The 24,522-nt window shown below is 57.5% G+C and carries 21 protein-coding genes and 1 riboswitch; of the genes, 14 read left to right on the top strand and 7 right to left on the bottom strand.

The genetic code is table 11. The annotated features are described in order from the left end of the window. Nucleotides 1-52: 52 nt before the first annotated feature. Nucleotides 53-373, top strand: coding sequence for a hypothetical protein (locus CE153_RS05985; protein WP_099595554.1), 321 nt, complete (start codon nt 53-55; stop codon nt 371-373). Nucleotides 374-508: 135 nt separating this feature from the next. On the opposite strand, the gene CE153_RS05990 is transcribed toward CE153_RS05985, so the two are convergent. The 3 genes from CE153_RS05990 to CE153_RS06000 form a co-directional block, all read right to left on the bottom strand. Next, nucleotides 509-847: a hypothetical protein gene (locus CE153_RS05990; RefSeq protein ID WP_099595555.1), complete on the bottom strand. Its 339-nt coding sequence runs from the start codon at nt 845-847 to the stop codon at nt 509-511. Nucleotides 848-932: 85 nt separating this feature from the next. Continuing rightward, entirely contained in the window at nt 933-1,775 is an 843-nt protein-coding gene (locus CE153_RS05995) for an ATP-binding cassette domain-containing protein (protein WP_099595556.1), read from the bottom strand. A 42-nt stretch (nt 1,776-1,817) separates the two neighbouring features. Then, nucleotides 1,818-2,987, bottom strand: a complete 1,170-nt coding sequence (locus tag CE153_RS06000; protein ID WP_099595557.1) for an ROK family transcriptional regulator — start codon at nt 2,985-2,987, stop codon at nt 1,818-1,820. 243 nt (nt 2,988-3,230) lie between these two features. Here CE153_RS06000 and CE153_RS06005 point away from each other — a divergent pair, with 243 nt between their 5' ends. From CE153_RS06005 to pyrE, 12 genes are all read left to right on the top strand, one after another. Further along, nucleotides 3,231-4,412, top strand: a complete 1,182-nt coding sequence (locus CE153_RS06005; protein ID WP_099595558.1) for a substrate-binding domain-containing protein — start codon at nt 3,231-3,233, stop codon at nt 4,410-4,412. A gap of 81 nt (nt 4,413-4,493) precedes the next feature. After that, entirely contained in the window at nt 4,494-6,050 is a 1,557-nt protein-coding gene (locus CE153_RS06010) for a sugar ABC transporter ATP-binding protein (RefSeq protein ID WP_033501166.1), read from the top strand. After that, nucleotides 6,047-7,264: a multiple monosaccharide ABC transporter permease gene (gene mmsB, locus CE153_RS06015; protein WP_033501165.1), complete on the top strand. Its 1,218-nt coding sequence runs from the start codon at nt 6,047-6,049 to the stop codon at nt 7,262-7,264. The genes CE153_RS06010 and mmsB overlap by 4 nt, the downstream gene beginning before the upstream one ends. Before the next feature lie 100 nt (nt 7,265-7,364). Continuing rightward, on the top strand, nt 7,365-7,622 hold the full coding sequence (locus CE153_RS06020; RefSeq protein WP_099595559.1) for a hypothetical protein: 258 nt from the start codon (nt 7,365-7,367) through the stop codon (nt 7,620-7,622). Between the two features lie 92 nt (nt 7,623-7,714). Continuing rightward, complete coding sequence (locus CE153_RS06025) at nt 7,715-10,810, top strand: bifunctional [glutamine synthetase] adenylyltransferase/[glutamine synthetase]-adenylyl-L-tyrosine phosphorylase (RefSeq protein ID WP_442861971.1); 3,096 nt, start codon at nt 7,715-7,717, stop codon at nt 10,808-10,810. Between the two features lie 208 nt (nt 10,811-11,018). Further along, complete coding sequence (gene pyrB, locus CE153_RS06030; RefSeq protein ID WP_099572011.1) at nt 11,019-12,032, top strand: aspartate carbamoyltransferase; 1,014 nt, start codon at nt 11,019-11,021, stop codon at nt 12,030-12,032. After that, nucleotides 12,032-12,457 (top strand): aspartate carbamoyltransferase regulatory subunit, encoded by a 426-nt coding sequence (locus CE153_RS06035; RefSeq protein ID WP_099572012.1) that lies wholly within the window; start codon nt 12,032-12,034, stop codon nt 12,455-12,457. The genes pyrB and CE153_RS06035 overlap by 1 nt, the downstream gene beginning before the upstream one ends. 3 nt (nt 12,458-12,460) lie before the next feature. After that, nucleotides 12,461-13,879: a dihydroorotase gene (locus CE153_RS06040; protein ID WP_099595561.1), complete on the top strand. Its 1,419-nt coding sequence runs from the start codon at nt 12,461-12,463 to the stop codon at nt 13,877-13,879. Continuing rightward, nucleotides 13,879-14,841: an orotidine-5'-phosphate decarboxylase gene (gene pyrF / locus CE153_RS06045; RefSeq protein WP_099572014.1), complete on the top strand. Its 963-nt coding sequence runs from the start codon at nt 13,879-13,881 to the stop codon at nt 14,839-14,841. The genes CE153_RS06040 and pyrF overlap by 1 nt, the downstream gene beginning before the upstream one ends. A gap of 71 nt (nt 14,842-14,912) precedes the next feature. After that, a complete protein-coding gene (locus tag CE153_RS06050; protein ID WP_099572015.1) occupies nt 14,913-15,731 on the top strand; it encodes a dihydroorotate dehydrogenase electron transfer subunit in 819 nt (272 codons plus the stop codon). 1 nt (nt 15,732) lies between these two features. After that, complete coding sequence (locus tag CE153_RS06055; protein WP_099572016.1) at nt 15,733-16,683, top strand: dihydroorotate dehydrogenase; 951 nt, start codon at nt 15,733-15,735, stop codon at nt 16,681-16,683. A gap of 28 nt (nt 16,684-16,711) precedes the next feature. Beyond that, a complete protein-coding gene (gene pyrE, locus CE153_RS06060) occupies nt 16,712-17,407 on the top strand; it encodes an orotate phosphoribosyltransferase (protein WP_099572017.1) in 696 nt (231 codons plus the stop codon). 131 nt (nt 17,408-17,538) lie between these two features. On the opposite strand, the gene CE153_RS06065 is transcribed toward pyrE, so the two are convergent. Next, on the bottom strand, nt 17,539-18,462 hold the full coding sequence (locus CE153_RS06065; RefSeq protein WP_099595562.1) for a LysR family transcriptional regulator: 924 nt from the start codon (nt 18,460-18,462) through the stop codon (nt 17,539-17,541). Between the two features lie 217 nt (nt 18,463-18,679). Then, nucleotides 18,680-21,322 carry a phosphomethylpyrimidine synthase ThiC gene (thiC, locus tag CE153_RS06070; protein ID WP_099595654.1) on the bottom strand — a complete coding sequence of 881 codons (2,643 nt, stop codon included), beginning with the start codon at nt 21,320-21,322 and terminating at the stop codon, nt 18,680-18,682. A 202-nt stretch (nt 21,323-21,524) separates the two neighbouring features. Next, nucleotides 21,525-21,627, bottom strand: a riboswitch (TPP riboswitch). 175 nt (nt 21,628-21,802) lie between these two features. On the opposite strand from thiC, the gene CE153_RS06075 reads away from it, so the two are divergent. Next, nucleotides 21,803-22,366: a GNAT family N-acetyltransferase gene (locus CE153_RS06075; RefSeq protein ID WP_099595563.1), complete on the top strand. Its 564-nt coding sequence runs from the start codon at nt 21,803-21,805 to the stop codon at nt 22,364-22,366. A 338-nt stretch (nt 22,367-22,704) separates the two neighbouring features. Here the strand turns inward: CE153_RS06075 and CE153_RS06080 are convergent, their stop codons facing one another. After that, nucleotides 22,705-23,190, bottom strand: coding sequence for an arsenate reductase/protein-tyrosine-phosphatase family protein (locus CE153_RS06080; protein WP_336595889.1), 486 nt, complete (start codon nt 23,188-23,190; stop codon nt 22,705-22,707). A 34-nt stretch (nt 23,191-23,224) separates the two neighbouring features. Further along, on the bottom strand, nt 23,225-24,346 hold the full coding sequence (locus CE153_RS06085; RefSeq protein ID WP_099595565.1) for a 5-methyltetrahydropteroyltriglutamate--homocysteine S-methyltransferase: 1,122 nt from the start codon (nt 24,344-24,346) through the stop codon (nt 23,225-23,227). Nucleotides 24,347-24,522: the final 176 nt, after the last annotated feature.

The following is a 24,522-nucleotide window of genomic DNA, read 5'->3' on the forward strand; positions in this document are numbered from 1 at the left end:
GTTGCGGGTATTTCGCAACCGCCCCTGGTTTTATACGGTTACTATAGAAACCATGACTTCCATGCAACACAAGTTCGGAGCGCTCGATCTGATTCGAGCAGGGCTACAAGATCTCGACAAAGCTCGCACATTGTTCGATGAGCTGCACAATGACGGCATTGACGATGACAGAATGCGACTGCTGCTGACAACGCTGGAAAAAGCATGCGATCCTGACGTCGCACTCAGCAACCTGGTGGACATCATCAAAGTGGTGCAAAGCCAAGGTGAGGATTTCACCAACATCATCGCCGATGAGAACTCTTTCGTACGACTGATCACCGTGCTCGGCGTCACCCGTCACGTCCGGCGTAACGTGCAGCCGCTGTTCTGAGGATTATCCGCCTGTTCTCCGCGCTGCGATTGTGTTCCGCCGGGATGGTGGAACGTCATATACGTGACGCCGAGGGAGGCCTGTTGCATCGGATATTACGCAAGATCATTCTATCCGACGTCACGGTTGGGACTTCTACTTTTTCTTGGTACTCCTCGCACTCTTCAACGGTGTCTTCGGCTTGGCGGGCTCGAACCACGGGAAGCGGTGAAGTACCCAGCGGTGCAGCGGCGGGGTCTTGGCGACGGCCCAACCCGCAATCATTGCGAAAATCGCCACCCACGAGGCGAGATTCTGCTTGGCGAAGATCAGCAGGATGGTTAGTCCCACGGCGATGATGCCGAGGAATTGCGAATATTTGTTCTGCGATTCGGTGGTCTTGTCCGTCTTCATCGGCACGAAACCGAAGAACAGGCCAATCGCCACGGATACGATGGCGACGGCGACGCAGATGATGATGTCCTGAGTGCTCATGAACGTTCCCTCCCGGAACAGGCGATGAAGATATGCGATTGTATCAGTTTACCGCAGCGCATCGGCGCGCGCCGATGCGCCCCTTCTATTCGAGATTCATAGCGGCGCTGATCGTGCGGTCGATGAGCTTGCGCTGATGAACCATGTTGGCGTATTTCGGGTTCTCCGTTATCCCCTCGCTCTTACGTCCGGCGTCAACGCCAGCGATTTGCGCGATGATCTCCTCGTAGGAGGTCTTGGCGGTGCGATACACGCCGCGGATACGTCCTTGGCGGATGACCACGATGCGATCCGACACCGCGAACACGTTCGGCAGGTCATGACAGACCATCACTACCGACCGGCCATCGGAACGTATCCGTTTGATGTAGGACAGCACCTCCGCGGCCTGCATCACCGACAGCGAGGCGGTCGGCTCGTCGAGCAGGATGAGCTGCGGGTCGTTGAGTAGCGTGCGGGCGATGGCCACGGTCTGACGCTGCCCCACCGACAGCGAGGTGATGGGGGACCCCACACGGATCGCGGAGCTCAGCGTTCCGAGCACGGAACGGGCTCGCGTGTTCATCATATCGTCGTCACGAACCCAGCCCGACTGCATCTCCTTGCCGAGGAAAAGATTGGAAGCTACATCGAGGTTGTCGCAGAGTTCCTGACCTTGGAAGACGGAAGCGATGCCCATGCGGTCCGCCTCCCGGATCGAGGGGATCGTCACCTGTTCGCCGTTGAGGTAGATATGCCCGAATCCGGGTTGCAGAAAACCGGAGATTACCTTCATCAGTGTGGACTTGCCGGCGCCGTTGTCGCCCACGATGGCGATGACCTCTTTGCGGTCGATGGTCAGATTCACCGATTTCAGCGCCTCGACGAATCCGAATCTGACGCAGATGTCCTCCAGCCGCAGCAACGGAGGTGTACTTGCGTTGCTCATGTCATCCCTCTTTCCTTGACCTTTTCCTCATGGGTGTTTCGTCTATGCTGCGATGCTGTTGCGAATCGCATGTCCGATGGCGGCGAGCGCGCCGCCCAGCGCGCAGTTGTCGCTCGGGTGAGGGGAGCTCAGCACCGTGATTGGCATGACCGCGTCGGGGAACAGCAGCCGCTGCAGCGCTTCATTGAACGGTTGGGTAAACACCTCGCCGGCCATGGCGAGTTTGCCTCCGACCACGACGACCTCCGGGTCGATGCTGATGCACAAGTCGGCGGCCACTTGCCCGATGCGCACCGCCGTGTCAGCGATGATGCGGCGGCATCCGGGGTCGCCGTTGTTCGCCTGTGCCACGAGGTCGTCCATCGTCATGTTGCCGTGCGTGACGCTGAGCAGTTGCACCAGCCGGTTCTCAGCGACAATGGTGTTGAGGCATCCGCGATTGCCGCAGGAGCAGATCGCACCGAGCGGATCGACTTGGATATGGCCGATCTCGCCGGCCAGGCCGGTCACCCCGTGCATGATCTCCCCGCCGGCAACGATACCCGCGCCTACGTTGTCATTGGTGGAGATATAGACGAAGTCGCGCTTGCCGATTGCTGCGCCCATGCGTGATTCGCAGTAGGCGGCGTAGTTTGCGTCGTTGTCGACATATACGGGGGTGTTGAATGTGGCGCTTAGCGGAGAGACGATGTCGAAGCCATCCCACCCGGGCATGACGCCGGGGATGGCGATCATGTGGTCGCCGATGGCGACTGGTGCGGCCAAGGCCACGCCGATGCCGGCGATCTCCCCGGGATTAGCGTCGATGTTGGTCATGGTCTCGTTGATGAGCTGTATCGCGCGTTCCAGTGTGGTGTCGGCCTTGTGACCGAGGGGAAGCGGCAGCATATGCTCCGCGATGATTGATTTCGCGAAATCGACGACGGCCAGTTTCAGTTCGCGTTGCGCGATCCACAGGCCGATGCCGAGACCCTGATTGTGGGCGAGTCTGACCAAGGTAGCCCTGCGGCCGTTGCGTATGGTGCTTTTCGTCTCCAGCTGTCCCTCGTCGACGAGTTGGTGGACGAGTGTGGAGACCGTTGCGGTGGAGAGGCTGGTGACCTCCGCGAGTTCGACCTGCGTCATAGCGCCGAATTTGTGGATGCTGGACAGCAGGTTGGCACGGTTTGCCTCGCGCAGGGAGGTTTGTGAGCCGAAAAGTCGTGTTGCCATGGATATCCAGTGTAGTCCGACGCGGTGGTCGCCGGGGCCGTGTGCGCTCTTCCTGCGGCGTGTCGCGTCGAAAGGCGCATAATACAGCTCTTATGTTCGATAACTGAATTTAAATAACGTTTAAGAACAAATATAAGTTTGACAACTTAACTCAAGAGTGTATGCTATGAGATGAACCGGAACGGTCCGGATCACAAACGGAACAATGGTCGTTCCGTCACCCTCAAAGATGAAGGAGAATACATGCAGTTCACCAAGAAGATCGTCGCCGTCGTGGCGGGCGTGGCGATGTGCGCGGGTCTCACGGCCTGTGGCGGCAGTCGAACCGGACAGTCCGGCGACGGCGACAAGATCGAGAAAGGCGCAACCATCGGCATTTCGATGCCGACCAAATCCGAGGAGCGCTGGAACAAGGATGGCAACAACCTCAAGGCCAATCTTGAGAAGCGAGGGTACAAGGTCATCCTGTCGTTCGCGGATGACAAGCCCGCCCAACAGAACGCCGACATCGAGAACATGGTCAACAACGATGCGAAGATCGTCGTGGTCGCCTCCAAGGACGGCACCGCGGTCGGTCCAGCCGTCGAGAAGGCCCGTGACGCTGGCGCGAAGGTCATCGCCTACGACCGTCTGATCATGAACACCGACGCGGTCGACTACTACGCCACGTTCCAGCTGGAGCAGACTGGTGTACTCGAGGCCACCTGGCTGATCGACAAACTCGGGTTGGAGGACGGCGCCACCGGCCCGTTCAACATCGAGCTGTTCGCGGGCTCCCCGGACGACAATAATTCCAAATACTTCTTCAAGGGTGCATGGGATCTGCTCCAGCCCTACTTCGAGAAGGGAATCCTCGTCAACCCATCCAACCACGGCGGCGGCGTGAAGGCCTCCGACAAGGCCGAGGACATCTGGCAGAAGATCGGCGTGCAGTCTTGGAAGGCCGAGCAGGCCCAGAAGGACATGGAATCCATCCTCGACTCCACTTATGCGCACGGCGAGAAACTCGACGCGGTGCTCAGCCCCTACGACGGCATCACCCAAGGCGTGGCCAACGCCATCGAGTCCAAGCGCCCGGATATGAAGCCCGGCACCGACAGCTGGCCGTACATCACCGGCCAGGACGCGATGGAGATCTCTATCGCCAACATCGCTAACGGCAAGCAGGGCGAGACTGTGTTCAAGGACGTGAACAAGCTCGCGAACGCCGTCGAGGAGATGATCATCGAGATCGCCGAGGGCAAGGAGGTGTCCGGCATCAACGGCAAGTTCAATAACGGCAACTTGGACGTGCCGTCCAAGCTGCTTGACCCGCAGGGCATCACCATCGACAATCTCTCCGATTTGGTGAAGGCGAACTACGTGACCCAGAGCCGCTTCAACGAACTGACTAAGGGCACGCTGCTCGAGGATCAGATCAAGTGACGCGACGGTTCGACGGATGGGGCACACGGCCGTCGTGGCGTGTGCCCTATCCCCTCGCAACACAATATGAGGAGTGATGAAATGTCCCAAACAGACACCATTCTGATGATGGAGAACATCACCAAGACGTTCGGACCGGTCAAGGCCCTGACCGACGTGAATCTGGAGGTGGGCCGTGGCGAGATCCACGCCATCTGCGGCGAGAACGGCGCGGGCAAATCGACGTTGATGAACGTGCTTTCCGGTGTGTATCCATACGGCAGCTACAGTGGAAGGATCGTCTTCGACGGCAAGGAATGCAGATTCCGTACGATCAATGACTCCGAGGCCGATGGCATCGTGATCATCCATCAGGAGCTGGCGCTGAGCCCGTTCCTGTCCATCGCCGAGAACATCTTCATGGGCAACGAGCGGGCCAGGGCCGGCGTCGTCGACTGGGACCGGACCCGCGCCGAGGCCAGAAAGCTGTTGGATCGCGTGGGCCTCCCGGAGGATCCGGACACCAGGATCATGGACATCGGTGTCGGCAAGCAGCAGCTCGTCGAAATCGCCAAGGCTCTGAGCAAGGACGTGAAACTGCTCATCCTCGACGAGCCCACCGCGGCCCTGAACGACGAGGACTCCGCCCATCTGCTCGGTCTGGTGCGCCAGCTGCGCGACGAGCAGGGCGTGACTAGCATCATTATCACGCACAAGCTCAACGAGGTCGCCGCCATCGCCGATAACGTCACCATTATTCGTGACGGCTCCACCGTCGGACAGATGTACGTGACGCCGGAGACACCACTCGATCAGGACGAGCTGATCCGCAAGATGGTCGGTCGCCCGCTGCACAACTTGTATCCGGATCATCCCTCTAACAAGCCGGGCGAGGAATATCTGCGCATCGAGGATTGGACCGTGCATCATCCGCTCGACGTCGAGCGCGTGATCGTGGACCACGCGAACATCAACGTGCGCGCCGGCGAGATCGTCGGGCTCGCGGGGCTGATGGGTGCCGGCCGCACCGAGTTGGCTATGAGCGTGTTCGGACGGTCCTATGGCTCGAACATCTCAGGCAACGTGTACGTCAAAGGCAGGAAGGTCAACCTGCCGAGCGTGCAGGCCGCCATCGACGCCGGAATCGCCTACGCTACCGAAGATCGCAAGGTATACGGCCTAAACCTGTTGCAGAACATCCGTGAGAACGCCTCGCTCGCCTCGCTGAAGAAGATGAGCCGGCACGGTGTGATGGACGATAACATCGAACGCAAGGAGGTGGAAGAGTACCGCAAGGACTTCCACATCAAATGTCATGACATCGATGTGAACGTCGGCACGCTTTCCGGCGGCAACCAGCAGAAGGTCGTACTCGCCAAATGGGTGATCTCCCAGCCGGACATCCTCATCCTCGACGAACCGACCCGAGGCATCGACGTCGGCGCCAAATACGAGATCTACGAGATTATCGACCAGCTGGCCGACGCCGGTAAGGCCGTCATTGTGATCTCCTCCGAGCTGCCGGAACTCATCGGTATCTGCGACCGCATCTACACCGTAAGTTACGGCGTCGTCACCGACAACGTCGAGAAGAATGGATTCACTCAGGAATACTTGATGAAGGGAATGACCAAGGAAAGGAAGGTGGACGCCCGATGAGCGCCGCAACCGCAACATCTGCACAGAAGAAAGAGAAGGTCAGCCTGCTGGCCACTATCGGCAACAACGCCCGCCAATACGGCATCGTCGGCGCATTGCTCGTGATCGTCATCGCCTTCGAGATCCTCACTGGAGGTGTGCTGCTTAAGCCGAACAGCTTCGTGTCGCTAATCCAGCAGAACGCCTATGTGATTATCCTCGCCATCGGCATGGTGATGGTCATCATCGCCACCCACATCGACTTGTCTGTCGGTTCGTTGGTCGCCTTCATCGGCGGCGTCTGTGCCCTGCTGATGGAGCGCGCAGGCATGAACTGGATGCTTGCTATCCTCCTCTCCCTCATCGTCGGCCTCATCGTTGGCGTCTGGCAGGGATTCTGGGTGGCCTACGTGGGTATCCCGGGCTTCATCACTACCTTGGCCGGTATGCTGATGTTCCGAGGGCTCGCCACCGTGATTGTCGGCGAATCCGTGCCGATCACCTCCAATGCCTTCCGTGGCATCGCCCGTGACTATCTGCCGAACATCTTGGGGTTCTGGGGGCCGTTCGATGGTCTGACCCTTGTCGTCGGCGTACTGTGCATCGTCGGCTACGCCTTCTCCCAGCTGCGCAAGCGCAAGCGCGTCGAGAAGGTCGGATTGGTGCCCGAACCGATGAACTTGACTATCCTCAAGATCGTCCTCGCGGCCGTGGTCATTGCGTTCGTCACCTATCTGCTGGCCTCTTCGGGCAACGCGGAACAGGGCGGCATCCCGATTATGCTCGTCATCGTCGGCGTGCTCGTGCTCGCCTACAACTTCATCCTGACCCGGACCGTGTTCGGTCGTCACGTCTACGCCGTCGGCGGCAATCGCAAGGCAGCCATCCTCTCCGGTATCAACACCAAGCGCGTCGACTTCCTGCTGTTCGTCCATATGGGCTTCCTCTCCGCTGTCGCCGCGGTCTGCATGCTGTCCCGTCTGGCCTCCGCGACCGCACAGGCCGGCATGGAGTTCGAAATGGACGCCATCGCTGCCTGCTTCATCGGCGGTACGGCCGTCACCGGCGGTATCGGCACGATTCCGGGGGCAGTGGTCGGCGCATTCGTGATGGGCGTCATCAACCAGGGTCTGTCGATCATGGGTGTGGACACCGCCGTGGTGAAGACCATCAAGGGTCTTGTGCTCCTGCTGGCCGTCGCCGTGGATATCATGTCCAAGCGCAAGAAGAGCTGATCTGTTCCGAATCCCCTCCGGCGGATGGGGGTCCGCATCGCGGCGATGCGGACCCCCATCCGCCCGTCCCGTGCTCATTGTCGAAAGAAAAGGAATCCCCATGCGACTGAATACGCATTCCACCGCCCGTCTCTATGCGCTCACCTGCCTCGCCTGCGTGATCTGGCTTGCCCAGTCGCTGATGCAGGCACAGGCCGACGGCTCGTTGCTCGACTGGTCTACCATCGTTTTCTCGCTGTGTTTGCTCGTCGTGATCGGCTGGTGCGCCCGTTGCGCCGTCGTTGGCTGGAACACGAAGGACGGCGATCAGGCGGCGACGTCCCACGATGCGGGGACCACGAAGGAGCCTCGTCGATGACATGTCCGTTGTGAAACGCGGAGGTGGTCGCAGATTGGCCGAAATCGCGTCCGAACGGGGCATGGCGTGTACATTAGCTAGATATGAACGCAATGAACGCTTTCCATCCATCGGCCATGGACCTGATCCGCACCGGGCTGCAGAACCTCGACGACGCACGCGCGAACCTTGATCGGCTCAAAGCCGACGGCGTGTCCGACGAACGGCTGGTTGGCATGCTCAAGGCCCTGTCCAAGGCGTGCGACCCGGACTGCGCGCTTTCCAACTTCGTCGACATCACCAACGCGATGCAAAGCCAGGGGCGCGACTTCGACGCCATGGTGCCCGACGAGGCGGCGCTCGAACGGCTCATCACCGTGCTCGGCGTCTCTGACGCCCTCGGCAAGCTCATGCGATTCCGTCCCGAACTCGTGGAGGCCGCGGCCAATGACGCCTGCGAAAGCCATCTTTACAATCACGAACAGCGCAGAGTGCATGTGCTCAAATCGGTAGGAGCCGATCCCAATGACCATACCATGCCGACCGCAAGCCTGCCACTTGCCGAAGCTGCGACGGCGCTACGTAAAACCTATCGCGAACAACTCGCCGCAATCATGGCACAAGATGCCACGGCGAACGATCCCATCGAAATCCAACCGCGCATCAGCACCGAACTGTCCGACCTTGCGGACGCGGCGCTTGAAGGCGCGCTCGCCATCGCACGCCATGAAGTGGACGGCAGTGAACACGTGCGTTTCGCCATCATCGGCATGGGTAAACTGGGCGCACGGGAGCTCAACTATGTATCCGACGTGGACCTGATCTACGTGGTGGAACCCGCCGACGCGGACACCAATGGCATGACGCTCAGCCGAGTCGGAACCAAAATGGCGACCACCCTGCAACGCGTATGCCAATCCGTCATTATGGGCGTCGCCGAACCGACGCTTTGGCAGATCGACGGCGGACTGCGCCCCGAAGGCAAGGATGGCCCACTGGTACGCCGGCTCGAATCCCATGAAGCCTATTATGAGCAATGGGCGGAAAACTGGGAATTCCAAGCCCTGCTCAAAGCACGCCCGGTAGCCGGCGATTCTGACCTCGGCCAAGCGTATATGAGCATGACCCGACCGTTCGTCTGGACCGCATCCAAACGAGACAACTTCGTCTACGACTGCCAGCAGATGCGCAAACGTGTCGAAGATCTTATTCCCAACCCGCTCAAAGACCGCGAAATCAAACTCGGCAGGGGAGGCCTGCGCGACGTCGAATTCACCGTGCAGATGCTCCAACTCGTGCACGGACGCTCCGACGAAGCATTGCGCACCAGCTCCACACTCGAATCCCTACAGGCCTTGGCCGAAGGCGGATACGTATCACGCAAACAAGCCAAAAAACTCTCATGGGACTACCGATTCGAACGCGTACTGGAACACCGCCAGCAAATGTGGGCGCTCAAACGCACCCACCTGTTCCCGGACCTCGGCAAAGCCAGCACGGGAGGCCTTGAACGCAAACGAGACATCACCATCGACGAGCTAAACCAAAATCTCGAACTACGACGACTCGCACGCGCATTCCACATGCATCCCGAAGAACTCGTCAACAAATATGATGAGACACGTCGCGAAGTACGCCACCTGCACATGGACATCTACTACAGGCCCATGCTGCCCATCAACGCGGGACTCGACGACGAACAGGTGGAACTCTCCACGACAGCCACGCAGGAACGATTCGAATCCATCGGATTCGCCGACGCCGACGCGGCCATGCGCCACGTCACAGCACTCACCGCAGGCATCTCCCGAGCCGCGAAAATCAACCGCATCCTGCTGCCCGCGGCACTGCAATGGCTCGGCGAAGGGCAGAATCCAGACATGGGACTGCTCAACTGGCGCAAACTCGAAGAAAACTTCGGTTCCGAAAGCGAATACCTCGGATTCCTACGCGACTCACCATCCGCGGCACAACGCCTATGCCACATACTATCCAACTCACGATTCCTCGGCGACGCACTCAACAAATCCGTCGAATCCGTCACCTGGCTCGGCAACGACGAATCCCTGCAACCACGCTCGCGCGAAAGCCTCAATATCCAAACCAAAGCAACGCTCGAACGCAATGCCGGCAACATCAACGACTTCGCCAACTCCATCCGAGCCATGCGCAGACACGAAATCGAACGCATCGGCCTCGCATGGATGAGCGGCGTGATCGACGATGAAGCATCGCTCGCCGGCATGACCGACGTATACGACGCGGCCATCGAAGCGTCACTGCAATGGGCCATCCGACATCGCATCAACGACATGCAACTCGAACAAGCGCCCGCCGCAATCGCCATCATCGGTATGGGACGTTACGGCGGCAAGGAAGTCAACTTCAGTTCCGACGCCGACGTGATCATCATCTACCGGCCAGCCGAAGGCGCCGACGACACCCAAGCCAACCTCTTCGCACGCAAAGTACAGGAAGACCTACGCGCGATCCTGCAAGGCCCAACCACATTCGAACCAAAAATCGAACTCGACATGGACCTTAGACCCGAAGGCAAAAACGGACCACTCGTACGATCCTACGCATCCTGCGAGGAATACTACCGATCCTGGGCAAGCACATGGGAACACCAGGCACTGCTACGCGCCCGATACGCAGCAGGCGACGCGGCGCTCGCCGAGGACTTCCTGATGAACATCGCCGATCCGCTGCGATATCCGAAAATCGATCTTACGGAAACGCAAATCGCCGAAATCCGCAAACTCAAGGCACGTATGGAAGCTGAACGTTTGCCGCGCGGCGTACGCAGGGATCGCCATCTGAAACTCGGCAAGGGTGGACTATCGGATGTTGAGTGGACGATTCAACTGTTGCAATTGCAGCATGCGGGAAACAACGCCAACCTGCGCGTCAACGGTACGTTGCTGGCGTTGGACGAGCTGGAACATCGCAAGCTGATTTCCGCTGGCGACGCTGTGGTGTTGCGTAAGGCATGGCGCATGTGCACGGCTGCACGCAACGGCAGTTACCTGTGGAGCGGACGCGTCAATCAGGCCGATATTCTGCCGGACGATTCATATTCGCTGGGAGGTATCGCCGTATGCCTCGGATACGATGCAAATCGCGGTCAGCATTTTGAGAACGATCTGCTTGCAGTAATGCGCAAGGCCCGCGACGTAACGGAACGCCTGTTCTACGGCCGTTCGTGAGCTGGGAAGTTAACGGCGAGGAACATGTTGTGACCGTCGGATCGAGGCCATACGGCTCTGACGAATGTGCTGGATCAAGGCTTCTGCCTAGGGAAGGACGGAGACCGCTCCACGAGTATTCGTGAACACGCGGTGAACCGTCAGGGTCTGCATTTCAGGCTATAGTTGGCTAGGTCACTTCGAGTGGCCACCTTCAACCACAAGTTGCATGAAAGGTGAGCCGTTGTCTTCAGTACTCGAACAGGCGGTTGAAACGCCGATGGTCGGAAAAAGCGTCATCACATTGGATGATCTTTCCATTCGCCAGATTCAGGAATTACTCCACAAGGCGCAGTACATTGATTCTCATCGTAAAGAAGTGGCGCACACCTGCGATGGCAGGGTGCTCGCCACTTTGTTTTATGAGCCCAGCACCCGTACGCGTCTGAGCTTCGAAACCGCCATGCTCCGACTCGGTGGCAAGGTGATCGGCTTCGCCGGCGCCCAGCTCGCTTCCGTGACCAAGGGTGAAACCATTTCGGACACTCTGAAAACCGTGTCCAACTACGTGGATGTGGTGGCGATTCGCCACCCGAAGGAGGGTGCTGCGCTCGTGGCGTCCCGCGCTGCTTCCGTGCCGGTCATCAACGCCGGCGACGGCGGGCACATGCACCCCACGCAGACCTTGGCTGATTTGGCGACGCTACAGTCGCGCTTCGGTCGCGTGAACAATCTGACCGTCGGTCTGTGCGGCGATCTTACCTTCGGCCGTACCGTGCACTCCCTGATCGAAACCCTGTGCCGTTTCGGCAATGTGAACTTCGTGCTGATCAGCCCGGACGAGCTCAAGACCCCCCAGTACGTGCTCGACCGCATCAATGCGACCGACTCCTGCTCTTACACGGAAGTCAAAGATCTGGTTTCGGTGATTGGCGATCTCGACGTGCTGTACATGACCCGTGTGCAGAAGGAACGCTTCTTCAACGAAGACGATTATCTGCGACTGCGCGACACCTACATTCTCGATGAAGCCAAGATGGCTTACGCCAAGAAAGACATGGCTGTGCTGCACCCGTTGCCGCGAGTCAACGAAATCGCCGTTGAAGTGGATGACGACCCACGCGCCGCCTACTTCGAACAGGTCAAGAACGGCATGCTCATGCGCATGGCATTGGAAAGCTCGGTGGTTGGAGACGAACTGCCGGGATATGAACCGCTTGAATCCAAGGAGGTTGCGGCCTGATGGAAGTCACCAGCATTCAGAACGGAATTATCATCGACCATGTGCCTGCCGGCACCGCACTCAAGGTACTTGAATACCTGAAAATTGATCCGGCTAAGACCAAGCTCGCGCTGATCATGAACACCGACAGCCACATGTTCGGAACCAAAGACATCATCAAAATCGAAAGCGAAGAGGAAGCCGAAACCATCGACCTTGACGTGCTCGGCCTTGTGGCACGCACCGCGACCGTAGGCATTGTGCGCGGCGGTAAAATCGTAGAGAAAAAGCAGCCTACACTGCCGGAACATGTGGTCAATATCATCAAATGCGTGAACCCGCGCTGCGTGACTACCACCGAGCCGGCCGTACAGATGTTCCATCTGGTGCATTCCGACCGCCAGGAATACCGCTGCGACTACTGCGACGAGGAAGCGAAGCTCTGACCCATGACTCTCACCCTTCACGACATCAAGGTTTGGAATACCGGTGAAGTCATCGACCTGATCGTCCCATCCGACGCTGATAAAACGGTGGACGCTTCGGCCATGACCATCGCCCCGGGATTCGAAGATCCCCACGTCCACTTCCGCGATCCGGGCCAGACCTACAAGGAATCCATGGTTTCCGGCTGCGCGGCCGCCGCCTCTGGCGGATACACGAACGTGCTTATCATGCCGAACACCGTTCCCGCCATGGATGGCGTGAAGGTGACGGCGGGGGAACCGGGTGCCAGCGAAGTGCTCGACGCCGGTTTCGACACGGTCATCGACTATTTGCAGCATTACGAACAAGCCCATGATGTGACCTTGCCGGTACGTTATAACCTGTGCGTATGCGCTTCCAAAGGGCGTGCAGGCAAGGAAGCGACCGACGTGGCCGACTGGATCGGCTATCTGCCGGAACACGATGACGACAACAAGGATGCCTACCAGCTGGCCCACCCGGTGACCGCCATCAGCGATGACGGTTCCGCGGTAACACCGGAAATCCTTGACCAAGTGTTCGACAACGTCAAGGAATCAGGTTTGTACCTGATCGAGCATTGCGAACACCACGACACCGGAGCGGTCAACGAAGGTCCCGTATCACGAGAACTGGGTGTTCCCGGCATTCCCGAAGACACCGAACTGAAGATCGTCGAACGTGACATTGAGATGGCACGTAAGACCGGCGTACACGTGCACTTCCAGCATGTCAGCACTGCGATTTCCTTCGACGCGATTCGCAAGGCCAAAGCTGAAGGATTGCCGATTACGTGCGAAACCGCACCGCATTATGTTGCGCTGTGCGATGAGGCGTTGTTGAAATACGGCACGCTTGCCAAGATGAATCCGCCGTTGCGCTCCGAAGAGGATCGCAAGGCAACCATCGCAGCCGTAGCTGACGGCACCGTCGATCTGCTGGCCACCGACCATGCGCCACACACCATGGAAGAGAAGGAGCTCGGATTTCTTGACGCTCCGAACGGCATCATCGGCCTTGAATGCGCGTACGGCGTCTGCCACAAGATTCTTGTGGACGGTGGTTTCATTTCCGACGAACGTTTGATCGAACTCATGTCGACCGCGCCTGCCGAACTTATGGGGCACGACAAGACCGACCTGACGGCCGTGCTGGACGAATACGCGGACGCCGTTCCGGGAGACGACGACACCAAACGTGTGCTGGACCTCGGCAAGGTTCCGGCAGACGACAATGTTGATCTGGTAGTGCTTAACACCAACGAGGAATGGACCGTGGATCCTGAACGATTCCATTCCTCGGCTCGAAACACCCCATTCGGCGGATGGCAGGTCACCGGCCGTCCACTCGCCACCATCATCGGTTCGAAGCTGGCCTTCAGCCGTATCGATAAGGAGGATTGATGGATCGTCTGATTGAAGCGATTGAAGACAAGCAGAATCCGAGCGTTGTGGGACTTGACCCGACTGAAGCGCTCGTGCCAGCGCAAATCGTTGCAAGCTTCGCCGAGGAAATCAACGAACAGGTCGAAGACCCGGCGGAGGCACCTGCCATGCAGCTTTCCGTGGCCTTCTTCGAATTCAACCGCGCCATCATCGACGCCGTCGCAGACATCGTGCCTGCGGTTAAACCGCAGATCGCCATGTATGAGGCGCTCGGTCCGGCAGGTATCGACGCCTACACTATGACCTGCGAATACGCCAAGCAGCAGGGATTGTATGTGCTCGGCGACGTCAAGCGCGGAGACATCGGCTCTACCGCAGCCGCATATGCTCATCACCTCAGCGGTGTAGGATTGGGCGACACCGCCTACGATCCATGGCATGAGGATGCGGTGACCGTGAACCCATACCTCGGCACCGATGGCATCACGCCGTTCGTCGACGCTGCCACCGCCAACGACAAAGACATCTTCGTGCTTGTGCGCACCTCCAACCCGTCCAGCAGCGAACTGCAGGAACTTGAACTCGCTTCTGGCGAACGCGTATACGAGCATGTTGCCGATCTGGTGGAAAGCTGGGGAGCGGAAACCATTGGCAAGAACGGCTATTCACACGTTGGCGCGGTGGTCGGAGCCACCCACCCGGAGGAAGGCAAGGCATTGCGCGCACGTATGCCGCACACGTTCTTCCTAGTGCCGGGCTACGGTGCACAGGGCGGTACCGCGCAGGGTGTGGCCGGCATGTTCGACCGCGACGGTATGGGTGCTCTCGTCAACTCGTCCCGGGGCATTATCGGAGCATGGAAGAAGTCCGGTAAGTATTCCGAATCCATGAGCGCCGACGATGCTTTGGACCTGGTCGCCGAATCGGCGCGTGAAGCAGCCAAAGACATGCGTGACAATCTGCGTGCAGTCCTGCCGTAACCTGCCGACTGGCCAACTGTTCAATCTCAAAAAACAACCATCAACCATCGAACGTAATAGAGAGGGAGTTCATGACCACCGCAACAACGTTCGTTCCGACCGTTGCCGAGGCGACTTCGGCAGGCTTTTTTCCAAGCCGGCATGAAGTCGAGGTCGTTGACAATCAGGAACTGACCGACGGCGTGTACCGTTTGACGTTCCGTGACGAATACATCGCCAGCCATGCCAGACCGGCGCAGTTCGTCGACGTATATTCCAATGATCCAAGCAAGCTGATGCCGCGTCCGTTCGGCGTGTGCGAAACCAACGGCGATGAAGTCAGCCTCATGTTCGCCGTGGTGGGCAAAGGTACCGCCGAATTCGCACAGCTGAAGCCGGGGGACACCATTCGTGTGATGGGTCCGCTCGGCAATTCGTTCAAAACCAAGGAGCCCGCCAATTATGTGCTGGTTGCCGGCGGCTTGGGTGTGCCTCCGCTCGTATGCGCGGCGCAGCATATCGCCGGTGTCGAAGGCGCGGCCAGTACTGCGGTGTTCGGCTACCGTAACGTGCATTTCGGTGACGAATACGTGGGCAAGTATGCCGACAAGGTGTACAGCATCGACGAGAGCGAAGGCAATGTGATCACCCTGCTTGATCGCATCGAAGGCGAACTGCTTGGTGGCGAGCTCAAGCCGGTGATCCTGACCTGCGGTCCTCTACCGATGATGAAGGCCGTGGCCGCATGGGCTGCAAAGCGTGACATGGCATGCCAGCTGAGCTTGGAACAGCGCATGGGTTGTGGCTATGGCACATGCGTGCTGTGCACGGTCGACACATTGGATGGACGTTTGAAGGTCTGTTCCGACGGTCCGGTCTTTACTCGCGAACGTTTGGGATGGGGTGAATGAGATGAGCGACAATACCCAGCATGAGAACCTGTACGGCCCGTACGAATGGAAGCATCCCACGCAGGTGGCGGGCGTGCCGTGGAAGAATCCGGTCGCCACGGCTTCCGGCACCTTCCAGTATGCGGCGGTTCGCTGGTTCTACGATGTGAGCCAACTGGGCGCGGTCACCACCAAGGGCGTCTCTCCGGTGCCGTGGGAGGGCAATCCCGGCGTTCGTACCGCCGAAGGCCCATCCAGCAACATCAACGCGGTCGGACTGCAGAACCCGGGCGTGGATCATTATCTGGAAGACGACCTGCCCAAGCTCAAAGCCATCAATGCCACGGTCATCGCCAATGTGGCCGGCCACTGCGATGACGACTACATCGAAGTCGTATCCAAGCTGAACGATTCTCCTGCAGATATGCTGGAAATCAACGTGAGCTGCCCGAATGTGTCAGCCGGAGGCATGAGCGTCGGCACAGATCCGGTGGCATTGAGCCGTCTGATCACCCGACTGCGCAAGCTCACCGATAAGAAGATGATCGTCAAGCTTACGCCGAACGTCACCGACATCACCGTGCCTGCCCGCGCGGCCGTGGAAAGCGGCGCCGACGCGCTGAGCATGATCAACACGCTGCTCGGCATGCGCATCAACATTCGTACCGGCGAGCCGATCATCGACCATGTGACCGGCGGTGTTTCCGGACCGGCCGTGCTGCCGATGGGTCTCGTGGCCGTGTGGAAGACCCGTTCCGCATTGCCGGACATTCCGATCATCGGCATCGGCGGCGTCGATTCCGGCGAGAAGGCGCTCGAATACCTGTATGCCGGAGCGAACGCCGTGGAAGTCGGCGCGGCCGCGCTGTTCGAACCGACCGCACCATTGCGTGTGGCCCGTGAACTCGACGATCTGCTCGACGCACGTCCCGAACTCGCAGACAAGCTTGCCAAGGGCGAAACTTGGCGCTGACCTCGATCATTCATCAAAGGAGCATGACATGACTGAATCCCTCGACCACCGTTTTACCAAGTTCCTGCTGGACGCACAGGCGCTGAAATTCGGCGAGTTCACGCTTAAGTCCGGCCGCAAGTCACCGTATTTCATCAATGCCGGCGCATTCAATGACGGACGTAAGATCGCCACGCTCGGCGCCTTCTACGCGGAGAAGATCGCTGCGGAAATCGAAGCAGGCAATCTGCCGAACGACATCGACACCATTTTCGGTCCTGCCTACAAGGGCATTCCGCTGGGCGTCTCCACCGCGATCGCTCTGACTTCCGACCACGGTATGGAAGTCGGCTACACCTTCGACCGCAAGGAGAAGAAGGATCATGGCGACGGCGGCATGATGGTCGGCACCCAGCTGACCGACGGCATGAAGGTGCTGCTCGTCGACGATGTGATGACCGCAGGCACCGCAGTACGCGAGGTCATTCCCAAGCTCAAGGCCGAAGCGAATGTTGAGGTTGTCGGCTTGGTGCTTTCCGTGGATCGTATGGAAAAGACCAAGAATTCCGACACGTCCGCGGTGAAGGCCGTCGAAGCAGAGTTCGGCTTCCCGGTGTTCGCCATCGCCAACGTGCGTGAGATCTTTGAGGCCGGACAGCATATCGAAACCGCTGACGGTACCGCGTACGTGACCGACGAGATCAAGGCTGCTGCCGACGCCTATCTGGAGCAGTATGGCGCCTGAATTCTATAGGTGAATCGTATAGGCGAATCCTATAGTCGAGCACATAAAAAAGTGCCTCGCACCAATCGAAAGCATCGGTGCGAGGCACTTTTCACATCTCATATCAGAGTGCATCCGGTCGATCAGTGCATTCAGTCGATAAGGTTGTATCCATGGTCGGTCACCACCGACTTGAGCTTCTCCAAATAGTTTTCCGCGGCCTTCGACAGCTTCGCACGCTCGTTCGTGATCCAGCCGACCAACATGGTCTCATCGGTGTCAAGCGGCACGGTCACGATTTTCTCATTGTTGAGATCGCCGTTGTCAATGCCGGTGCACACGGTGTAGCCGTTCAGACCGATGATGAAGTTCAGAATCGTCGCACGGTCGGTCACGTTGATCTGCTTGGGGGAGTATTCCGGCCAGACCGCCTCTTCGGCGAAGAAGAAGCTGCCTTCCTCGCCCTGCTCGTACTGGATGAACGGGAACGGCTTCAAGTCGTCCATCGTGACTTTTTTCTTGCCAGCCAGCGGATTGTTGCGTGAAATGAACACATGCAATGGAGCACGGAACAGTGGATGGAATTCCAAATGCTTTTCGCGCAACATCTTGCCGATCACGTCTTTATTGAAATCGGACAGGTAGATGATGCCGATTTCGGAAAGCATGTTCGCCACTTGGTTGATGATGTCTTTGGTGCGCGTCTCACGAATGGTGAACTCGTATTCATCGGATTTGATGGAGTTGATCATTTCCACGAACGCTTCGACGGCGAACATGTAATGCTGTGTGGACACGGAGCACAGCTGCTTGCGTGGCTTCGCGTTCTTGTAACGTTCTTCGAGCAGCGACGCCTGGTCGAGCACCTGGCGCGCGTAGGTGAGGAATTCCGCTCCGTCCACGGTCAAGGCGATGCCTTGCGACGAGCGGGTGAAGATCTCGATGCCAAGCTCGTTCTCGAGTTCCTTCACAGATGAGCTCAACGCGGGCTGTGACACGTACAGTTCGTGCGAGGCTTCGTTCATGGAACCGCATTCCACGATTTTCACAATATATTTCAGCTGAAGAAGAGTCATAAACTCAGGTTAGAGTCATGTGCTGACCGTGGGGGAGTGCTTATACCCTCTTGTCTGGATAGTGGACTGCCGACCGCAGCGAATCAACAACAGTGCCGGCAGCATGTCAATGTCAATAATCGAATAAGCGGGATTGCCGGCCTTCTTAAAAAGCTGACAATCCCGCTTATTGCAACCGATTACCGTTCGGCCTTACCGATTCGGCTTGCTGATCAGCCTACTGATACAGATGGCCTCCCTGTTCGCGGAAACGCTCGCTCATTTCCTGCATGCCGGCGGCAATGGTTTGTGCGTCGGCCACAAGCTTCTCTTGTGATTCGGCATTGCCGAACTTTTTGCGAATATTCTGACTGATGGCCATGGAGCAGAACTTCGGACCGCACATCGAACAGAAATGCGCCATTTTCGCAGGCTCGGCCGGCAAAGTATCATCATGGAACGCGATGGCGGTGTCCGGATCGTAGCTCAGGTTGAACTGGTCAAGCCAACGGAATTCGAAGCGTGCCTTGCTTATGGCATTGTCACGGTCGATGGCATGCGGATGATGCTTGGCGATATCAGCCGCATGGCAGGCGATCTTGTATGCGATCACACCTTGCTTCACATCGTCCTTGTTCGGCAATCCAAGATGTTCCTTCGGCGTCACATAACACAGCATTGCAGTGCCATAGCGGGCGATTTCCACACCGCCGATCGCCGACGTGATGTGGTCGTAGCCGGGAGCGGTGTCAGTGGTGAGCGGTCCAAGCGTATAGAACGGCGCATCCTTGCAGATCGCCTTCTCCATTTCGATGTTCATGCGCACGGTGTCGAACGGAATATGGCCAGGTCCTTCGATCATCACCTGCACGTCGTGTTCCCATGCGCGCTGGGTAAGCTCGCCCAAAGTCATCAGTTCGGCGAACTGTGCCGCATCGTTCGCATCGGCAAGCGATCCCGGACGAAGTCCATCACCCAGTGAGAACGCCACATCGTATTTGGCGAAGATTTCACACAATTCGTCGAAATGCGTATACAGGAAGCTTTCCTGATGATGCTGCAAACACCATTCAGCCATAATCGAACCGCCACGCGAAACGATGCCCGTCATGCGGTTCGCCGTCAATGGCACGAAACGCAGCAGCACACCGGCATGAATCGTCATATAGTCCACACCCTGCTCGCACTGCTCGATCACCGTGTCGCGGAACAGTTCCCAGCTGAGCTTGGAAGCGTCATCCTCCACCTTTTCGAGTGCCTGATACATTGGCACGGTGCCGATCGGCACGGGGGAGTTGCGTAGAATCCATTCACGCGTAGTGTGAATGTCGTTGCCGGTAGACAGATCCATTACGGTGTCAGCACCCCACTTGGTGGCCCACGTGAGCTTCTCCACCTCCTCGTCAATAGACGAAGTGACCGCCGAATTGCCCATATTGGCGTTGAGCTTGGTAAGGAACTTCGAGCCGATGATCATGGGCTCAGCCTCAGGATGGTTGATATTGCAAGGCATGACGGCACGTCCTGCGGCCAGTTCGCTGCGCACCAGTTCCACGCTGCAATGCTCGCGTTCCGCTACATAGCGCATTTCCGGCGTGATGATGTTGTGGCGCGCGTACCACATTTGCGTCACCGGATGATCCTTGGCCTTCATCGGCTTATGCTGGCGGCCGCGCCATTCCTTGGAAGCCTTGCCACGCTTGATGGCGCGTTTGCCGTCATCTTCCAGATTGCGTCGACGTCCCTCGTATTCTTCGACGTCACCGCGGTCAAGAATCCAATCCAAACGCAGGGGAGCGAGTCCCTCTTTCGGATCGCATTTCGGTCCTTCGGTGTTGTAGTCCTTGAATGGCGCGTTCGGTCCGACGCCAGGAGTGTCAGACAGTTTGATTTCGGTGTATGGCACTTCCAGATCGTAGGAGCCGAATTCGTTTTCGAAATGTACCGGCGTGGTTTTGCGGATATGCGCTTTGTCGCGCTGTTTGGAATCGCGTGCGGCAATGTCGACGCGCTGCTGCTTGGCGAGCTTGGATGCGGCCTTGGCTTCCTTCGCATTGGTGAACTTCTTTTCACCGGATGCGCCGTCGGCTGCGTTGCTAGGGCTGATTTCCGCTGTGTTCTGGGCTTTCATGCGCGGTGCGTATCCGTGCTTCGTGTCGCCACGTACGGCTTTCCAACGCGTTACCATATCGCGGGTTGTGGCTTCCGGATCATCGGCTCCTGCAATCGCGGACACCACGAACCAGCCTGCCGCCTTTGAACGCGCCAGCATTTCCATATCATCTGCGGTCACGCCACCGCCTACCACTACCGGAAAACCACTGGCTGAACAAATGGTGTTGATCTGCTCTTTGTCAAGCGTGCGACCGGAACCGTCATTGCCGCCTACGGACGCTTCCGGCTTGGTGACGGAAACATGCAGCGGCGCCGCACCGATATAGTCGATGCAGCCATTGGGCAATTCGTTGATGAGTCTGACCAGGCTTTCTGTCTCCGCCGACAATCCCACGATGGCGTCTTCGCCGAGCAGCGTGCGGGCTTCACGCGGTTCCATATCGGTCTGTCCGATGTGCACGCCGTCAACCTTGATGCCTTTGCTGCGGGCCTGCCAGACCACATCCACGCGGTCGTCGATCACGAATGCCACGGAATCTGACTTGTTGTTGTCTTCGATGATTTGCGCGATATCACGCGCCATGTCGGTAAGGTCCTTCGCGTCGGCGTCTTTGGCGCGCAGTTGGATAAAGCTTGCGCCCCCGCGCAATGCGTCATCGATGACGTCGGTGATCGGTCGACCTTTGCAATCCTGTGGGCCTACCACAAAATAGGCGCTCAGGTCGAAGCTGTCTCGCATCGACGCATACGGATAATTGTTCATGATTCCCCCTTGATTATGCTGTTTTGGGTTGGGAAAATTTGATTCCGTCAGTAAATGGATACGCTGACATGCCTCGTATTCTTGGATACACGGGATAGAAAGCGAAATTACGCTTGATGATTTCGCGATGCAGGTTGTTTTGCCGACGCGTCTGTTGCGTTGACTTTTACGGATGCCGATTGACGCTGGAAATGCGTGTGCACGATGACGCTCATTCTTCGCTCCCTACGATGGTGTTAACCAACAGGTTCAAAGGGTCAGGCATTCGCCTATCTCAGCTCCGTTGAGGAGCCCCCCTGCTTTAGGTGTTGGCTACGAACCTACGCCCTGCACTGGACGTAGCCTTTCGCCGAAGCCCATAGGTGAGTCAGACCCGTCGTCACTTTCGCATGCATCGTCTTCATCCGTATCACGCCCCACCGCGCATTTCACGGCAAAACTCTCCTTGCAGGCTAAGCTATACCTCAGTTCAATGCATTGCGTATGAAAGAGGTTGACTACATGTTGGAGACGGAACGGCTGACATTGAGGGCTTGGACTGAAACAGATGCGGAAAGCTTGTACGTCTATGCGAAAGATCCGGATATCGGACCTATCGCGGGCTGGCCCGCACACCGATCGAAAGAAGAAAGTCTCAATACGATTCGTCATGTGCTCAATGGCAAGGAATGCTGCGCGATTTGCGAGCGCGGCAGCAATAACCCCATTGGCTCGATTGAGTTAAAGCTTAATGGTCATACGGATATGACGGATCGTGATGATGAGTGTGAGTTGGGTTACTGGTTGGGCAAGCCTTTCTGGGGGAGGGGTTATATGCCGGAGGCGGCCAAGGAGATTATCCGTCATGGTTTTGTTGATCTTGGTATGAGTGCGATTTGGTGCGGCTATTATGACGGCAATCTGAAGTCGAAGCGGGTGCAGGAGAAGGTTGGTTTTGTCTATCATCACACGTGTGATGAGGTGCCGGTGCCTCTTATGCATGAGGTGCGTGTCGGGCACGTGAATATTCTTACCAAATCACGTTGGCAAATTTTGGCTGCCCGCTGATCGTGTCGGAAGCCAAGGCTGCAACAGACAAACTAGGCAAACTGGGTGATGTTTCAATGTGGTGAAAGGGCGTTCAATACGGCGGCATGCTCGACACGTCGGTACTCACTGAACAAGCCGATCTGCAAATGGTCGTATCAGGCATACGCGAACTATCATTTGTCGACCAAAAGCACCTGTTCCTCATGGGATGCAGCCAGGGAGGCATGGTCAGTGCCATGGAAGTCGCCGACCATCCGCACGACTATGCCGACACCTTCATCGCAATACGATGGTGCTCACCTAAAATGCTTTGGCAGGTTCTTGGTTGGCGTCGAACGGATGCTGGTCAAGACCCTTTAGAGCTTCATGATGTTTTTTTCGATGCGACGGATGACGTCAATGAAAGCCTTATCGTTTTGCCCGGTTGGATCTGGCAGATTCCAATTATCGTCGAAAGCCTTGCCGATATAGGGGCATCCCACGTCGCAGCCCATGGAAATCGTGATATCAGGTTTTGGAATATCCGAAATCAGTTTGGAGTATTGCGTTTTCTCCATGTCGATGCCGTAAAGCTCTCTCATGAGTCGTACGGCATCCTGATTGATCTGCGGCTTGGTTTCCGCACCTGCGGAATAAAAATCAAAATCGGTTCCGCGTAAATGCTTTCCCAACGCTTCGGCAATCTGGCTGCGGCATGAATTATGCACGCAAATAAAAGCCACTTTTCTCATAGCTTCCCCTGTCTGCGATGTTATGATTTCGCGATTGCTGTTCCGTATTATACGTTTCGCCCAATGCTCCGCGTCCACATCATCGAATAACACAATGCCCGGTGCGACCATGGCATAAGCTGGTCGTACCGGGCATTGGCTTGGATTATTCGCCCCAGACTTCTTCGGCGATGGACCTTACGAGTGCGATCTTAGCCCACTGCTGCTCCTCAGTGAGCTTGTTGCCTTCCTCAGTGGAGGCAAAACCGCATTGGGTGGACAGGCACAGACGCTCCAACGGCACATACTGGGCCGCTTCGTAGATGCGAGCCTTGATCGTTTCCGGATCTTCAAGTTCCGACCTCTTGGAGGTGACGAGGCCAAGCACAACCTGCTTATCACCGGCAACCTCAGCCAGTGGCGCAAAGTCACCGGAACGGTCGTCGTCGAACTCCAGATAGTAGGCATCCACGTTCTCTTCGCCGAACAGCTTGGCTGCGACCGGAGCGTAACCGCCGGATGACAGCCATGTGGAATGGAAATTACCGCGGCAGATATGAGTGTTGATCACCAGGTCGTCAGGCTGGTCAGCGATCACCGCGTTAATCACGTCGAGATTCTCCTGCTGCAGGCGAGCCGCATCTTTGTCGCTCCAGCCGAGACGCTCACGCACGCTCTTGTCGCACAGGCGGGTCCACGTGCAATCGTCGAACTGCACGTTACGGCAGCCGGCAGCATACAGGTCGGCGATGACCTGACGATATGCGGCCACAATATCCGCGGTCAGCTCGCCGTCATCCTTGTAGAACTCGTCGTACGGGTAGGCGTTCTTGTTGCCGGTAAGCACGAAACGGGTCTGCGCTGGGGAAGGCATGGTCTGACGAGCTACGGTATTGTCATCTTCAAACTGCTTGATGAACTTGAAATGCTCCACGAACGGATGATTGTGTCCGTCGAGCTTGCCGGTCACCGTGGCAGTGTCGGCAGGAGTGACCTCGTCATGGAAGGCAACGCGATGGGCGGCGGCGACATGGTCCACGCCATTGAAGCCCCACATGAAATCGAAATGCCACCAGCCGCGACGGAATTCACCATCGGTGATGACATGCAGGCCAGCGGCCTTCTGCTTGGCAACCAGATCAGTGATCAGCCTGTCTTCGACAGCCTTCAACCCAGCGGCATCAATAATACCTGCAGCATAATCTGCGCGAGCCTGCTTGAGTTCGTCCGGACGCAGATAAGAACCGACCACATCGGCGCGGAACGGTGCATTCTTGGAATATGCCATGATTCTCCTTTGACTATTGACTTGCGATTAACAATCAAAAACGACAAAACTAACAATATGCTATCCCACCACCCACGAACGCGACGCACTCCATCCGCCTGGTTGACAACGTACTTCCGTCCATCCGCAGCAGAGTTTTCAATGCTGGAATAAATGGGAATGAATGACGCTGCATG

It is taken from the genome of Bifidobacterium sp. N4G05, from assembly GCF_002742445.1.
GTDB classification, from domain to species: Bacteria; Actinomycetota; Actinomycetes; order Actinomycetales; family Bifidobacteriaceae; genus Bifidobacterium; species Bifidobacterium hominis.